Consider the following 14,724-nt stretch of genomic DNA (forward strand, 5'->3'; position numbering starts at 1 on the left):
ACGAGAAGGTAGCAGCCGCGACACAAATCGCCCACGATGCCGTGGCATTCACGGCAAATATTCTGTACCGGCCTTCAGGCTGCGATCTGCACCTTGCGGGCATTCAAATCCTGCCAATCGGCCGCTGCCCCGCGCCATCCGGGCACTGCGATATTGCGCGCCCTGCGGCGGTACGCTACTGTGCGGCAACGTATGAACGAGACCTTTCCTGTGTCGATTGTCAGCAGCTTCTTGATGCGCGTTATCAAGGGCCACGCCCGTTGGCGTTGGCGCGCCTGACTATTTCCCCCGCCGGCTCCGCCGGATCTGTATTGATATGCCTTCTGATGCCTCGGTTTTGCAGTGACTCGCCGGAATCCCTCCCGCGACCCTCTGCGCGCAACTGCGGTCAGAAAACGGAAGGCCACGTTAAAAGTCAGTCATTCAAAAGGTTAAGCACCATGCTGCTGATGATCGATAACTACGACTCCTTCACCTACAACGTCGTGCAGTACCTGGGCGAGCTGGGTGCCGACGTCAAAGTGATTCGCAACGACGAAATGACCGTCGCCGAAATCGAAGCCCTGAACCCCGAACGTATCGTCGTTTCCCCCGGCCCGTGCACGCCAAACGAAGCAGGTGTGTCCATCGACGTGATCAAACACTTCGCTGGCAAGCTGCCCGTGCTCGGCGTCTGCCTGGGTCATCAGTCGATTGGCCAGGCGTTTGGCGGCGACGTAGTGCGTGCGCGCCAGGTCATGCACGGCAAGACCAGCGAGCTGATCCACGAAGACAAAGGCGTGTTCGAAGGCCTCAAGCATCCGCTGACCGTGACCCGCTATCACTCGCTGGTGGTCAAGCGCGAAACACTCCCGGAGTGCCTGGAGTTGACCGCCTGGACCCAGCGCGAAGATGGGTCCGTTGATGAAATCATGGGCCTGCGTCACAAAACCCTTAACGTCGAGGGCGTACAGTTTCACCCTGAGTCGATTCTTTCCGAGCAGGGCCACGAGCTGTTCGCCAACTTCCTCAAGCAGACCGGCGGCACCCGTCAGGGTTAAGGACACATCGACATGGCAATGGATATCAAAACGGCGCTGGGCCGGGTTGTGAATCAACTGGACCTGAGCACTGATGAAATGCGCGAGGTCATGCGCGAAATCATGACAGGCCAGTGCACCCAGGCGCAGATAGGCGCATTTCTGATGGGCATGCGCATGAAAAGCGAAAGCATTGACGAGATCGTTGGTGCAGTGTCGGTCATGCGTGAGCTGGCGGATCAGGTTCAACTCAAAACCCTCGACGGCGTGGTCGACATCGTCGGCACCGGCGGTGATGGCGCCAACATATTCAACGTCTCGACCGCTGCCTCGTTCGTGATCGCGGCGGCCGGTTGCACAGTCGCCAAGCACGGCAATCGCGCGGTCTCCGGCAAGAGTGGCAGCGCCGATCTGCTGGAAGCCGCAGGCGTCTACCTGAACCTGACCCCGGTGCAAGTGGCGCGCTGCATCGACAGCGTCGGCATCGGTTTCATGTTCGCGCAAACCCACCACGGCGCGATGAAACACGCCGCAGGGCCACGCAAGGAACTGGGCCTGCGCACACTGTTCAACATGCTCGGTCCACTGACTAACCCGGCCGGCGTCAAGCACCAGGTGGTCGGCGTATTCAGTCAGGCGCTGTGCCGGCCATTGGCCGAGGTGCTGCTGCGCATGGGCAGCAAACACGTGCTGGTGGTGCATTCCCAGGACGGCCTGGACGAATTCAGCATCGCCGCGCCGACCTTTGTCGCGGAACTGAAGAACGGCGAAGTGACCGAATACTGGGTACAGCCGGAAGATCTGGGCATGAAAAGCCAGAGCCTGTTCGGTCTGGTGGTCGACAGCCCGGCGCAGTCGCTGGAATTGATTCGTGACGCGCTGGGTCGGCGCAAGTCCGAGCACGGCCAGAAAGCCGCCGAAATGATCGTGCTCAACGCCGGCGCTGCGCTTTATGCCGCTGATCATGCTTCGTCATTGAAAGAAGGCGTGGCGTTGGCCCACGACGCATTACACACGGGCCTGGCCCGCGAAAAGCTGGAAGAACTGGGTGCCTTTACCGCGGTATTCAAGCAGGAGAATGAAGAATGAGTGTGCCGACGGTTTTGGAAAAGATTCTGGCCCGAAAGGTCGAGGAAGTCGCTGCGCGCCGTGCCAGTGTCAGCCTCGCCGAATTGGAAACTCTGGCGAAAGCAGCCGATGCACCGCGTGGTTTTGCTGCCGCGATGATTGCCCAGGCCAAGCGCAAGCAGCCGGCCGTCATTGCAGAAATCAAGAAGGCTTCGCCGAGCAAGGGCGTGATCCGCGAAAACTTTCATCCTGCGGAGATTGCCACTAGCTACGAAGCAGGCGGGGCCACCTGTCTTTCTGTGCTGACCGACGTCGATTTCTTCCAGGGCGCTGATGAGTATTTGAAGCAGGCCCGGGCGACGTGTTCGCTGCCGGTGATCCGCAAGGACTTCATGATCGACCCTTATCAGATCGTCGAAGCGCGGGCATTGGGGGCCGACTGCATCCTGCTGATCGTTTCGGCGCTGGATGATGTGAAGATGGCCGAGCTGGCCTCAGTCGCCAAAGGTGTTGGCCTCGATGTGCTGGTAGAAGTCCACGATGGCGACGAGCTGGAGCGGGCATTGAAAACCCTCGACACTCCGCTGGTGGGCGTCAACAACCGCAATCTGCACACGTTCGACGTCAGTCTGGAAACCACGCTCGATCTGCTGCCGCGCATCCCCCGTGATCGCCTGGTCATCACGGAAAGCGGGATTCTCAACCGCGCGGATGTCGAGCTGATGGAGATCAACGACGTTTATTCCTTCTTGGTGGGTGAGGCATTCATGCGCGCCGAGAAGCCGGGTGTGGAATTGCAGCGACTGTTCTTCCCGGAGAAAGGCACCGCGATCAAGTCCGGCGGTTTGGACTGATCCACCGGTGTAGGCCAGAAAGCCGTCGCCACTCACGTCAGGAGGCAGCATGACCCTTCAGCTCTTGGCAACGTGCGTTGAAGCCGGCCTCAAGGCCGAGCAGGATCTGCTGGCGTCAGCGTGTGATGGGCACGCCGAGAGCGGTTTGCTGTTCTGGCGGCCTACCGACCGCGCGCTGGTCATGCCAAGGCGGTTGAGCCGTCTTCCTGGCTTCACTGAAGCCAGCGAAACGCTCGCCGACAGTGGCTGGCCTGTGCTGTTGCGTGAAAGTGGCGGCGAGCCCGTGCCGCAATCGCCCTCGACGGTCAACGTGGCGCTTGTGTATGTGCAGCCGGACACCGATCTGGATCGCGACCGCATCGAGAACGCCTACATGCGCCTGTGTCAGCCGATCCTCGATACGCTGAGTGAGCTGGGTGGCGCTGCATCCTTGGGCGAAGTCGAAGGGGCCTTCTGCGATGGCCGTTTCAACGTCAACCTCAACGCTCGCAAGATGGTGGGTACTGCGCAGCGCTGGCGGCAGAGTCAGGGTGGCAAGCGGCCGGTGGTGTTGGCCCATGCCGCGATGCTGCTGGATGACGAGCGCGTTGAGATGGTCAACGCAGTCAATCGCTTCAATGAAACCTGTGAACTCGATGCGCGGTGCGAAGCGCAAAGCCATATCGCTCTGCATGAGCTGTTCGACGCCCCGGATTTTCTTGGCCGTTTGAGTGAGCGCTATATACGCCTTCTGGCCGGAATCTGACTCACCTGCCAATACCCGGTGCGTGTGTTAACGGGTGCCGAAAACCACCATGGTTTTGCCCCGGACATGCACCAGGTTTTGCTCCTCAAGCGATTTGAGCACACGACCAACCATCTCCCGCGAACACCCCACGATACGGCCAATCTCCTGGCGGGTGATTTTGATCTGCATGCCATCGGGGTGGGTCATCGCGTCAGGCTGCTTGCACAGATCGAGCAGGCTGCGGGCAACGCGGCCAGTGACGTCCAGAAACGCCAGATCGCCCACCTTGCGGGTAGTGTTGCGCAGACGCTCGGCGATTTGCGCACCGATGGCGTACATCAATTCGGGATCCTGCTGACTGAGCTCGCGGAACTTGGCGTAGCTGATCTCGGCCACTTCACATTCGGTTTTGGCGCGCACCCAGGCGCTGCGGTGGGCACCGGCGGCCGTCTGCTCGAAAAGTCCCAGTTCGCCAAAAAAGTCCCCTGTATTGAGATAGGCCACGATCATCTCGCGACCTTCGTTGTCTTCGATCAGGATCGTCACCGAGCCCTTGATGAGCAGGTACAGCGAATCCGATTCTTCGCCTGCGCAGAGGATATTGGTCTTCGCCAGGCATCGTCGCCGCTGGGCGTGCGGCAGCAGTTTGTCGGCGATTTTCATCTTGTTCGGAGGCTGCACGGCGAGCATGGCTGTATCCCGTAAAAAACTGCGCCCTTAGGCATTCTTAGAGGTATCGGCAGTAGTTGCCATTTGACGCAGTTCAACAGCGGCAATTAGCCAATTTTTCAGACACTTCCTACATTTCGGTCGTTGCCGGGCATGTCCCGTCCACTCAGCGACGGCAGGGCCCTGTGCTAAGCTGGCCGCCATTTTTCAAGCATTGGAGTCCGGTGATGAAAGCGCGTATTCAATGGGCGGGTGAGGCGATGTTCCTCGGTGAGTCCGGCAGCGGCCATGTGGTTGTGATGGATGGCCCGCCAGAAAGCGGCGGTCGCAATCTGGGTGTTCGCCCGATGGAAATGGTGCTGATTGGCCTGGGTGGCTGCAGCAATTACGACGTGGTCAGCATTCTCAAGAAAGCCCGTCAGCCCATCGAGAGTTGTGAGGCGTTCCTGGAAGCCGAGCGCGCCAACGAAGATCCCAAGGTGTTCACCAAGATCCATTTGCACTTCGTGGTTAAAGGGCGCGGCCTCAAAGAGACGCAGGTCAAACGTGCGATCGAGCTGTCCGCCGAGAAATACTGCTCGGCGTCGATCATGCTGGGTAATGCCGGCGTCGAAATCACCCACGACTACGAGATCATCGAACTGGGTTGAGCAACGCTCAATTTTCACAAAAGCGGTGCAGGCTATGGCATGCGACTTCTGACGTCTGCATAATGCGCCCCTTTTTCAGGGCGCGACCGCCGGGTAGCCGGCTCGCCTCCGACCAGACAACCAAAATCGCCAACGCGAAGAGGTGTTAACCGTCCTACGCAGCTGAGCCGGGCTCAGTTGACGGGCATGCTTGATCACGCGGCCAGCGCCGCACCCATATAGAGAGTTTTTAACGGTGAAAAGCAAACTCAAGCTCCACGGGTTCAATAACCTGACCAAGACCTTGAGCTTCAACATCTATGACATCTGCTATGCGGAAACCCCGCAGGACCAGCAGGCCTACGTCGAGTACATCAACAGTGTGTACGATGCCGAACGCCTGACGCGGATTCTCACCGATGTCGTCGATATCATTGGCGCGAACATCCTGAACATCGCCCGTCAGGACTACGATCCACAAGGCGCCAGTGTGACCATTCTGATCTCCGAGCAGCCGGTTACGCCGACTGACAGCCAGATCGAAGAATCGCCGGGTCCGCTGCCGGAAACCATTCTCGCGCACCTGGACAAGAGCCACATCACGGTTCACACCTACCCTGAAATCCACCCCGTTGACGGCATCGCCACGTTCCGTGTGGACATCGACGTGTCGACCTGCGGCGTGATCTCCCCGTTGAAAGCGCTGAATTACCTGATCCACAAGTTCGAGTCCGACATCGTGACCGTCGACTATCGCGTGCGCGGCTTCACCCGTGACGTTGAAGGCAAGAAGCATTTCATCGACCACGAGATCAACTCGATCCAGAATTACCTTTCCGATGACACGCGCGACAGCTACCAGATGACTGACGTGAACGTGTACCAGGAAAACCTGTTCCACACCAAAATGCTGCTCAAGCAGTTCGAGCTGGACAACTACCTGTTCGGCGACGCCACCAGCAATCTCTCCGCTGAACAGCGCGAGCAGGTGACCGGCCGCGTGAAGCACGAGATGCTCGAAATCTTCTACGGCCGCAACATGCCGGTCTAAGGTCTCAGTGATACAAAAAAGGCGCCTGTTCAGGCGCCTTCTTTGTTTCCGGTCTTTCGTGGCAGCTTTGTTCGCTGATAAAGGCCGGCCGACCGCAGATTCGATCAGATCCTGTAGGTGGTTTTGGTCATGATTTTTGCCAACAGGCTCATGCCGAACTTCACCGGCGCCGGGAAGCGGAAACCGCCTGCCTCGATCGCGCTTTCTGCGTGATGCTCTTCGTCGGCGCGCATCTGTTTGAGAATCGCCCGCGACTTCTCATCCTCGACTGGCAATTGCTCCAAATGCTCATTCAAGTGTTTGCACACCTGATCTTCCGTCGCGGCAACGAAGCCCAGGCTGATTCGATCGCTGATCAAGCCAGCCACTGCGCCGATGCCAAACGAAGCACCGTAGAACAATGGGTTGAGCACACTGGTATGACTGCCCAACTGATGAATGCGTTGCTCGCACCACACCAGATGGTCGATTTCTTCCTCGGCGGCGTGCTCCATGGCTTTGCGCACCTGAGGCAGTTTCGCGGTGAGTGCCTGCCCCTGATACAACGCCTGAGCACAGACTTCGCCAGTGTGATTGATGCGCATGAGCCCTGCGACATGCCGGGTGTCGGACTCATTCATCTTGACGTCGGGTTGAACGATGGCAGGCGAAGGACGATGTGCGTGCGCGCTGACGGGCAGCAGCGTCTTCATCGCTGCGTCGGCTTGAAGCAGGAAACGGTCGATAGGGGAGTAGTGACGTTCGGTAGCCATGGGCGCCTCCGGGTAAATCCACGGCGGTCAGTCTACCTCAAACGGTGTAACCGGGCTTGTCCGGTGTCAGCCCGCCGGGGCGTTGGCGCGCATCCGGCAGGTCTACGAAGACCGGAGAGGATGACTCAGCCCGGCGGCCAGTTCATCTGGCGCTGACCCAGCACGTGCATGTGGATGTGATAGACGGTCTGTCCGCCTTTTTCGTTGGTGTTCATGACCACGCGGAAGCCGTCCTCGCAACCCAGTTCTTTTGCCAGGCGCTGGGCTGTGAACAGAATGTGGCCCAGCAGGCCCTTATCGTCTTCAGTCACGTCGTTGAGGGTGGCAATCGGCTTCTTCGGGATAACCAGAAAATGCACAGGCGCCTGGGGGGCGATGTCGTGAAAGGCCAGCACTTGATCATCTTCGTAGATGATCTTCGCCGGGATTTCCCGATTGATGATCTTGGTAAACAAAGTATCCACAGCCTTCTTGCTCCGTTTCGAGGGGGATGAAGGCAGTGTACTGAGCGTCCCGGTTCACGCCCAGACGTTTATTGCGATGTGCCCCGTCAGACTGACGTACGAGATTTGAGCATCGAGCCCCAGAGCTTTCGCGTCATCCAGCGACTGGCAAAGCGCGGCAGGCGTGTCTGTAGCCTGTTTCGCCAACCCGGGATGATCACCGCACGGTTCTTGTCGAGCGCGCGAACCGTGTACAGCGCGACCTCCTCGGCGGTCATGTGGTCGTCGTGCGTAAACTTGCCGGCATCCAGTTGTGCGGTGCGGAAAAACGCTGTGCGCGTCGGCCCGGGGCACAACACCGAAATCTTCACGCCGGTCTTGTGCAGCTCCTCGCGAAGCCCTTCGGAAAAATGCAGGACGTACGCTTTGCTCGCCGCGTAGGTGCTCATCCATGGTCCCGGCTGAAAGCCCATGATCGACGCAACGTTGAGGATCTGGCCGCCGCCTTGCACCGCCATCAGGTTGCCAACCGTGTGACAGAGACGCGTCAACGCGAGCACATTAAGGTCGAGCAGATCTTGCTCTTGCGCCCACTCTTGAGCGAGAAAGGGCCCGCTGTTGCCGATGCCAGCGCAGTTAACCAGCAAGTCGATGCTTCGCGAGCCTTCCTCGAGTTCAAGCAGAAAGCCCGAGAGGCGCAGCGGCTCACCCAGATCGCAGGCGCGGAACAGCACCTCGACACCAAAGCGTTGGGTGAACTCGATGGCGATGCTCTCGAGCATCTCCCGGTGCCTGGCCACCAGAATAAGGTTGCGACCCCGGCGTGCGAGGGCTTCGGCCATCGCCAGGCCAATACCGCTGGATGCACCTGTGACCATGGCATAACGGGTCATGCAATTCTCCAGTGTTTGCAGCTTGTATTGAGACAGCGTCCTTGCTGCCAGATAGTTATTGGTCGTCGTTGCTGTCGGACGAGTCACCACTATCGACAGGATCAACGGGAACGACCGGTTGTTCCGCGTCATCGTCGTAAGGCAGCGCTTGCTCGTATTCGCTGGTGGTGGCTTCGACCTGCTCCTGAACAGTGTTCAGACCACCCATCATCCCGGCCACTAAGGCCAGCGCCAGCACCGCGAGCCACAGAATGGCGAGGACCTTGACGCGCGGTGTGTTGCCGGGCGGCGGCGGACCATACCGATTCGGGCCCGTGTTGCCAGGGACTGCCATCATCAGGATCGGAAAGAAGCTGCCCACCACCGGCACCAGATTCAGCAACAGCAACCAGGCTGACCAACCGGCGTCGTGCAACCGCTGGGCGCCGATCTGGATGCTGACAACCACGAACGCGACGAGGGCAACGGTGCCGAGCAGTCCGCCCGCCACCAGCGAAACGCTGAGAACGCCGACGCACACGGCAGCGACCAGCAGGCCGACGGCCACCAGCGCCAGACTCCACGCCAGGTAGCGCAGACGGCCGATTCGCCCCCGAATGGAGAACACCTTCAAGTCGCCTACGGCGGGCCAGTTTTGTGCGGCCGGCGTGCGCGGCGGTGCGTAGGGCGAGGCCGCAGGTTCGAAAGCCGGACGCTGTGGAGTATCTTCGACCACGTCCTCAAGCCTCAATGACACGGGCTCCTCGGGCTCGATACGGCCCTCGACACCTGCATCGTTCAACGCCGCGAGATAACGCTGCGCGTCGTCCCGCGTCAGGCTTCGCTTGATGGTCACGGGTTTGCCGGTGAAGAGACGATCAACGCCGGACACCTCAGTCTTGAACAGCTGCGCCAGGTTCTGGCGCGCTGTCTCCAGCTCAACGCCTGTTCGCAGCTGTCCCTCGAAAACGATCTTGAAGTGCTCCGCCATGCTGGCTTCCTTGTCTTGAGTTCATACGATATGAGCAATGCGCGTCAGAACGGTTTGACGACGACCAGAATGACCACCGCCAGCAAGATCAACACGGGTACCTCGTTGAACCAGCGATAGAACACATGGCTGCGACCAGGTTCGCCGCGCGCGAAGCGTTTGACCTGCGCGCCGCACACGTGGTGGTAACCAATCAACAGGACAACGAGGGTGAGCTTGGCATGCAACCAGCCTTGCTGCAGGAAACCCGGTGCGAGAACGATCAGCCAGATACCGAATACCAGGGTAGCGATCATCGAGGGCATCATGATCCCGCGGTACAACTTGCGTTCCATGGTGCAGAAACGCTCGCGGCTTACGGAGTCTTCGCTCATGGCGTGATAGACGAACAATCGCGGCAGATAGAACAGGGCGGCGAACCAGCACACCATTGCAATGATGTGCAGCGCTTTAATCCAGAGATAGAGCATTTTGGTTTGTTTCCAGGGACACGGTGCCAAATAGTAGTGGCTTCCGCGCCCGTACGTCACGTTCGCGGTTGTCCCATCGGCAATCGACCCATATGATCAGCGGCTTTCCACTGGTTTGGTTGAGGGGCAGGTTATGGTCAAGGTCGGTATCGTCGGCGGTACGGGTTACACCGGCGTCGAGTTGCTGCGTCTTCTGGCGCAACACCCAGAGGCTGAAGTGGTTGCGATCACCTCGCGCTCCGAGGCAGGTTTGCCTGTCGCTGACATGTATCCCAACCTGCGTGGTCACTATGACGGCCTGGCGTTCAGCGTACCGGACGTCAAAGTGCTGGGCGCGTGCGATGTGGTGTTCTTCGCCACGCCCCACGGTGTCGCACATGCGCTGGCGGGCGAGTTGCTCGCCGCGGGCACCAAGGTCATCGACCTCTCCGCTGACTTCCGTCTGCAAGACCCGGTCGAGTGGGCCAAGTGGTACAACCAGCCCCACGGCGCGCCCGAATTGCTCGACGAAGCGGTTTACGGCCTGCCGGAAGTCAATCGCGAGCACATCAAGGGCGCGCGCCTGATTGCAGTGCCTGGCTGCTATCCGACCGCCACTCAGTTGGGTTTTCTGCCACTGCTCGAAGCGGGCCTTGCTGATCCATTGCGCCTGATCGCGGACTGCAAATCGGGTGTCAGTGGTGCAGGTCGCGGCGCCAGTGTGGGCTCGCTGTATTCCGAAACCAGCGAGAGCTTCAAGGCCTATGCCGTTAAAGGCCATCGCCATCTCCCCGAAATCACTCAAGGGCTACGCCGTGCTGCAGGTGGCGATATCGGGCTGACGTTCGTGCCGCACCTGACGCCGATGATCCGTGGGATTCACGCCACGTTGTACGCAACCGTCGTGGACAAGTCGGTCGATCTGCAGGCGTTGTTCGAAAAGCGCTATGCCAATGAGCCTTTCGTCGACGTGATGCCCGCCGGAAGCCATCCGGAAACCCGGAGCGTACGTGGCGCCAATGTGTGCCGCATGGCCGTGCATCGGCCTCAGGACGGGGATTTGGTGGTGGTGCTGTCGGTCATCGACAATCTGGTCAAAGGCGCTTCGGGCCAGGCCGTGCAGAACATGAACATCATGTTTGGCCTTGATGAACGCCTAGGCCTGTCCCATGCGGGGATGTTGCCGTAATAGCGGCTTCAGGCCTCAAGCGGCAAGTCTCAACTCGCTGGTGATAGCGGCTGTTTTTTGCGGCTTGTCGCTTGCGAGCTGTGGCTGCCGTCACAATAGTTGACCAATTTTCTAGGAGAAGCGGATAATGCGCGTCATTACGCATTATGACGGCTTAGCGCCGGGAGATTTTGAACATGAGCGTTGAATCCTTTACCCCAGTGGCTTTGGAATTCACCCACGGTGCCGCGCACAAGGTGAAAACTCTGGTCGATGAAGAGGGTAATGATCGCCTGAAGCTCCGTGTCTTCGTGACCGGTGGCGGTTGTTCCGGTTTCCAGTACGGCTTCACCTTTGACGAAGACGTCGCCGATGATGACACCATTGTCGAGCGCGAGGGCGTCAGTCTGGTGGTCGACCCTATGAGCTTCCAGTACCTGGCAGGTGCGGAGGTGGATTATCAGGAGGGGCTTGAAGGCTCTCGCTTCGTGATCAAGAACCCCAATGCCGCGACTACCTGTGGCTGTGGCTCTTCGTTCTCGATCTGATCCAGGCGATACACACAAAAACGCCGCGCATTTGCGCGGCGTTTTGCATGGTGGGCGTTGGGTCAGGCCGGGTAGATCGCGCCCAGCACTCGCAGGCCTTTGGCCCCCGTCACGCTTGGACGGTTGGCGGGTACGCTCTCCAGCGCGCAATGGGCAAGCCAGGCAAACGCCATCGCTTCGACCCAATCAGGATCAACGCCGAACTCTGCAGTGCTAGAAACCTTTGTTGCTGGCAGTAGCGCCGCCAGCCGATCCATCAACGCCTTGTTGTGAGCACCGCCGCCGCAGACCAGCAGTTCTTTGGTCTGCGCCTGTGCCGATTGCAGGGACTCGGTAATGCTCAATGCGGTGACTTCGAGCAGTGTCGCCTGCACATCTTCGGGTCTCAGCGTTGGCATCTGGAACAGATGGTGGTGAACCCAGCCAAGGTTGAATACTTCACGACCCGTGCTCTTAGGCCCCTTCGTTTGAAAGAACTGATCACTGAGCATGGACTTCAGCAGCGCATCATTGACTGTCCCGCTCGCGCCCCACGCGCCATCGCGGTCATAGCTCACGCCCCGCTGTGCCTGAATCCAGGCGTCCAGCAGCACATTGCCTGGCCCTGAGTCGAAGCCGGAAACCGGTTTGTCGATTTCGATCAGGCTGAGGTTGCTGAAACCACCGACGTTGAGCACGGCGCGGTAGTCTTTGTTATCGTCGAACAACGCTTCATGGAAAGCGGGAACCAGCGGCGCCCCCTGGCCACCTGCGGCGATATCGCGCTTGCGGAAGTCGCTGACCACGGTGATGCCCGTTAGCTCGGCGAGCAGGGCAGGGTTGCCAATCTGGATGGTGAAGCCGCGGGCCGGCTCATGACGAATCGTCTGACCGTGACTGCCGATCGCGCGGATTTCACCGGCTGACACGCTCTGCTGGTCCAGCAGGGCCAGCACGCCTTGAGCCGCGAGACGAACCCATTTCTGCTCGGCGATGCCGGCGCGGGCCAACTCGTCCGGGCCGCTGGCGCAGAGCCCCAGCAGTTCGGCGCGAAGGTCGTCCGGCATGGGAATGTAGTAGGTGCCGAGCAAACGTGGTCGGTCATCCTGTTCTACCAGCGCGAAGTCGAGTCCGTCCAGACTGCTTCCGGACATTACACCTACATATAAAGTCATGGGTCAGCGCTTACTCGAGGCCAGCATGGTGGCCTTTTCCTGGTCCATGCGAGCCATCAAAGGTTGGCTCTCCTGCATGAACCGCTGTTTTTCGGACTTGGCGATCGGATCAGCCATCGGCAGCTTCTGCCCCAGCGGGTCGACATGAACGCCATTTACCTGGAACTCGTAATGAACATGAGGACCCGTGGACAGGCCGGTGGTTCCAATATAGCCAATGACCTGGCCCTGCTTGACGCTGGATCCGGACTGAATGCCCTTGGCAAAACCCTGCATGTGGCCGTACAGCGTCCGGTAGGTTTCACCGTGCTGAATGATCACAGTGTTGCCGTAACCGCCGCGCCGACCGGCAAGGATGACTTTACCATCGCCAGTGGCCTTGATTGGGGTGCCACGAGGTGCAGCGTAGTCGATGCCTTGGTGGGCGCGAATCTTGTTCAGGATCGGGTGTTTGCGACCGGATGAGAACAGTGAGCTGATGCGGGCGAATTCGACCGGCGTACGGATGAACGCCTTACGCATGCTGTTGCCGTCCGCAGTGTAATAGTTGGTGTTGCCCTGTTTGTTCGTATACCGCACAGCGGTGTAGGTTTTGCCACGGTTTACGAAGCGAGCCGAAAGGATATTCCCTGTACTGACCGTCTTGCCGTTGACAACCTTCTGCTCGTAAATCACATCGAATTCGTCGCCCTTGCGGATATCCTGGGTGAAGTCGACGTCGTACCCGAAGATGTTTGCCATCTCCATTGTCATCGTATGGCTGAGGCCTGCGCGCTGGGCGGATTGCGACAGTGAGTTGTTGATCGTGCCATGCACATAGGCCGTGCGTACATTAGGTTTGCTCACGTCACGGGTAAACGTATAGCCCTTGTCCGTGCGAGACAAACTGATGCTTTCTGTCTCGCTCAGCTTGCTGTGCAACTGCTTGAGATTGCCCTCAGGCGAGAGCTCGAATTGTAGCACCTGGCCATTTTTCAGCTGACTGAACTGCTTGGCTTGTTTGTCGCTGGCAATAACGTCGTGCACCGCCGTCGCAGGCAGGCCGACTTTGCTGAACAACGTCGACAGCGTATCGCCCTTTGAGACCACCACTTCCCGGTGGGTCGGGCCTTTGGCAGTAGCAACCTCTTTCGGCGCGGCCTTGGTGTCACTTGCTGTCTTCGCGGCATCAGCCGGTTCAGCCGCATCACCTTCGATCTGGGCGAAGGGAGAATCTACGGGTGCCTCTGTGGCTTGAGTCTGTTCTTGAGCGTCTTGTTCTTGCTTGATCTGGTCGGCAGGTGTGTCCAGTTCCAGAGCAAGGTTGGTTCGTTTGGCTTCGACGTCGCTGGATGGGAATACGAGGAGAGCCAGGCTAAGCAGTGCGGCGATGCCGCTGGCTGCTAGCAGGTGGCTCTTCGGATAAAGCGGTGGCGCTTTAGGCGGAGTGTCGGTCATAGGTAATTTTGACTTTGAAAAAGATGAAATGGAAAAGATGAATGACATGATGAAGATGAAATAACTGTATAAAATATAACCAAATCTCGCCTGAGGCAAGCTTGCGATCGGCTCGCTCCGCGATTCGTCGCGCTCCTATTGTCAGAACTTGTATTTGGGCGCTGATCTTGTATGGTTGTTTCCCTTTGAAATACGGCATTACGGGGCGGTTATGAAGTCGGTTGAAGAGCAGCTAGCGCTGATCAAGCGTGGTGCAGATGAACTCCTGGTCGAGGCCGAGCTGGTCACAAAGCTCAAGCGTGGGCAGCCACTTCGCATCAAGGCCGGTTTTGATCCGACCGCGCCCGACCTTCACCTCGGGCACACGGTGCTTATTAATAAGCTGCGTCAATTCCAGGATCTTGGTCATCAGGTGATTTTCCTGATCGGCGACTTCACCGGCATGATTGGTGATCCGAGTGGCAAGAGTGCCACCCGTCCCCCGCTTAGCCGCGAGCAAGTGCTCGACTACGCCGAGACCTACAAGGCTCAGGTGTTCAAGATTCTTGATCCGGCCAAAACCGAGGTGGCGTTCAATTCCACCTGGATGGATCAACTCAGTCCTGCAGACTTCATCCGACTCTCTTCCCAGTACACCGTAGCGCGCATGCTGGAGCGTGATGACTTCGACAAACGTTACAAGTCGAACCAGTCCATCGCCATCCACGAATTCCTTTATCCGCTGGTCCAGGGTTACGACTCGGTTGCTTTGCGCGCCGACGTTGAGCTGGGCGGGACCGATCAGAAATTCAACTTGCTGATGGGGCGCGAGCTGCAGCGTGCATATGGTCAGGAGGCTCAGTGTGTTCTGACGATGCCATTGCTGGAAGGATTGGACGGCGTCAAGAAGATGT

17 protein-coding genes (1 of these 17 cut by a window edge) are annotated in these 14,724 nt (G+C 58.8%); 9 read left to right on the forward strand and 8 right to left on the reverse strand.

Annotation, left to right across the window (positions count from 1 at the left end; genetic code table 11):
- The first annotated feature begins 440 nt into the window (after positions 1-440).
- From M1E04_RS02240 to M1E04_RS02255, 4 genes are read left to right on the forward strand one after another with little or no spacing between them, the layout of a single operon-like run.
- A complete protein-coding gene (locus M1E04_RS02240) occupies positions 441-1,040 on the forward strand; it encodes an aminodeoxychorismate/anthranilate synthase component II (RefSeq protein ID WP_074887043.1) in 600 nt (199 codons plus the stop codon).
- Positions 1,041-1,058: 18 nt separating this feature from the next.
- Positions 1,059-2,108: an anthranilate phosphoribosyltransferase gene (trpD, locus tag M1E04_RS02245; protein WP_192135072.1), complete on the forward strand. Its 1,050-nt coding sequence runs from the start codon at positions 1,059-1,061 to the stop codon at positions 2,106-2,108.
- Positions 2,105-2,941, forward strand: coding sequence for an indole-3-glycerol phosphate synthase TrpC (gene trpC / locus M1E04_RS02250; protein WP_065991356.1), 837 nt, complete (start codon positions 2,105-2,107; stop codon positions 2,939-2,941). The genes trpD and trpC overlap by 4 nt, the downstream gene beginning before the upstream one ends.
- Positions 2,942-2,990: 49 nt before the next feature.
- On the forward strand, positions 2,991-3,686 hold the full coding sequence (locus M1E04_RS02255) for a lipoate--protein ligase family protein (RefSeq protein ID WP_456292333.1): 696 nt from the start codon (positions 2,991-2,993) through the stop codon (positions 3,684-3,686).
- A 27-nt stretch (positions 3,687-3,713) separates the two neighbouring features.
- On the opposite strand, the gene crp is transcribed toward M1E04_RS02255, so the two are convergent.
- Entirely contained in the window at positions 3,714-4,358 is a 645-nt protein-coding gene (gene crp, locus M1E04_RS02260; RefSeq protein WP_065991358.1) for a cAMP-activated global transcriptional regulator CRP, read from the reverse strand.
- A gap of 206 nt (positions 4,359-4,564) precedes the next feature.
- Between crp and M1E04_RS02265 the strand changes: the two genes are divergently transcribed.
- A complete protein-coding gene (locus M1E04_RS02265; protein WP_037019202.1) occupies positions 4,565-4,987 on the forward strand; it encodes an OsmC family protein in 423 nt (140 codons plus the stop codon).
- A gap of 235 nt (positions 4,988-5,222) precedes the next feature.
- Complete coding sequence (gene speD, locus M1E04_RS02270; RefSeq protein ID WP_037019204.1) at positions 5,223-6,017, forward strand: adenosylmethionine decarboxylase; 795 nt, start codon at positions 5,223-5,225, stop codon at positions 6,015-6,017.
- A 104-nt stretch (positions 6,018-6,121) separates the two neighbouring features.
- Here speD and coq7 read toward each other — a convergent pair whose 3' ends face one another.
- From coq7 to hemJ, 5 genes are all read right to left on the reverse strand, one after another.
- The gene (gene coq7 / locus M1E04_RS02275) at positions 6,122-6,769 is read right to left on the reverse strand and encodes a 2-polyprenyl-3-methyl-6-methoxy-1,4-benzoquinone monooxygenase (protein ID WP_369319139.1); all 648 of its coding nucleotides are present in this window, start codon (positions 6,767-6,769) and stop codon (positions 6,122-6,124) included.
- 125 nt (positions 6,770-6,894) lie between these two features.
- Positions 6,895-7,233, reverse strand: a complete 339-nt coding sequence (locus M1E04_RS02280; RefSeq protein WP_065991361.1) for a histidine triad nucleotide-binding protein — start codon at positions 7,231-7,233, stop codon at positions 6,895-6,897.
- Positions 7,234-7,319: 86 nt separating this feature from the next.
- Positions 7,320-8,105: an SDR family NAD(P)-dependent oxidoreductase gene (locus tag M1E04_RS02285; protein WP_456292334.1), complete on the reverse strand. Its 786-nt coding sequence runs from the start codon at positions 8,103-8,105 to the stop codon at positions 7,320-7,322.
- A 55-nt stretch (positions 8,106-8,160) separates the two neighbouring features.
- Positions 8,161-9,075 (reverse strand): DUF805 domain-containing protein, encoded by a 915-nt coding sequence (locus tag M1E04_RS02290; RefSeq protein WP_065991363.1) that lies wholly within the window; start codon positions 9,073-9,075, stop codon positions 8,161-8,163.
- A gap of 44 nt (positions 9,076-9,119) precedes the next feature.
- The gene (hemJ, locus tag M1E04_RS02295; protein ID WP_065991364.1) at positions 9,120-9,545 is read right to left on the reverse strand and encodes a protoporphyrinogen oxidase HemJ; all 426 of its coding nucleotides are present in this window, start codon (positions 9,543-9,545) and stop codon (positions 9,120-9,122) included.
- A 133-nt stretch (positions 9,546-9,678) separates the two neighbouring features.
- Here hemJ and argC point away from each other — a divergent pair, with 133 nt between their 5' ends.
- Both argC and erpA read left to right on the forward strand, forming a co-directional pair.
- Positions 9,679-10,713 carry an N-acetyl-gamma-glutamyl-phosphate reductase gene (gene argC / locus M1E04_RS02300; protein ID WP_192134848.1) on the forward strand — a complete coding sequence of 345 codons (1,035 nt, stop codon included), beginning with the start codon at positions 9,679-9,681 and terminating at the stop codon, positions 10,711-10,713.
- A 176-nt stretch (positions 10,714-10,889) separates the two neighbouring features.
- Positions 10,890-11,240 carry an iron-sulfur cluster insertion protein ErpA gene (gene erpA / locus M1E04_RS02305; protein WP_065991366.1) on the forward strand — a complete coding sequence of 117 codons (351 nt, stop codon included), beginning with the start codon at positions 10,890-10,892 and terminating at the stop codon, positions 11,238-11,240.
- Between the two features lie 62 nt (positions 11,241-11,302).
- On the opposite strand, the gene M1E04_RS02310 is transcribed toward erpA, so the two are convergent.
- Both M1E04_RS02310 and M1E04_RS02315 read right to left on the reverse strand, forming a co-directional pair.
- Positions 11,303-12,394 carry an anhydro-N-acetylmuramic acid kinase gene (locus tag M1E04_RS02310; RefSeq protein WP_065991367.1) on the reverse strand — a complete coding sequence of 364 codons (1,092 nt, stop codon included), beginning with the start codon at positions 12,392-12,394 and terminating at the stop codon, positions 11,303-11,305.
- A gap of 3 nt (positions 12,395-12,397) precedes the next feature.
- The gene (locus M1E04_RS02315) at positions 12,398-13,831 is read right to left on the reverse strand and encodes a peptidoglycan DD-metalloendopeptidase family protein (protein WP_369319205.1); all 1,434 of its coding nucleotides are present in this window, start codon (positions 13,829-13,831) and stop codon (positions 12,398-12,400) included.
- Between the two features lie 211 nt (positions 13,832-14,042).
- Here M1E04_RS02315 and tyrS point away from each other — a divergent pair, with 211 nt between their 5' ends.
- On the forward strand, positions 14,043-14,724 hold the 5' portion of the coding sequence (tyrS, locus tag M1E04_RS02320) for a tyrosine--tRNA ligase (protein WP_369319137.1). It continues 518 nt past the right edge of the window; only the first 682 of its 1,200 coding nucleotides appear in the window; its start codon is at positions 14,043-14,045; the stop codon falls past the right edge of the window.

Source organism: Pseudomonas sp. AK106 (assembly GCF_053903055.1).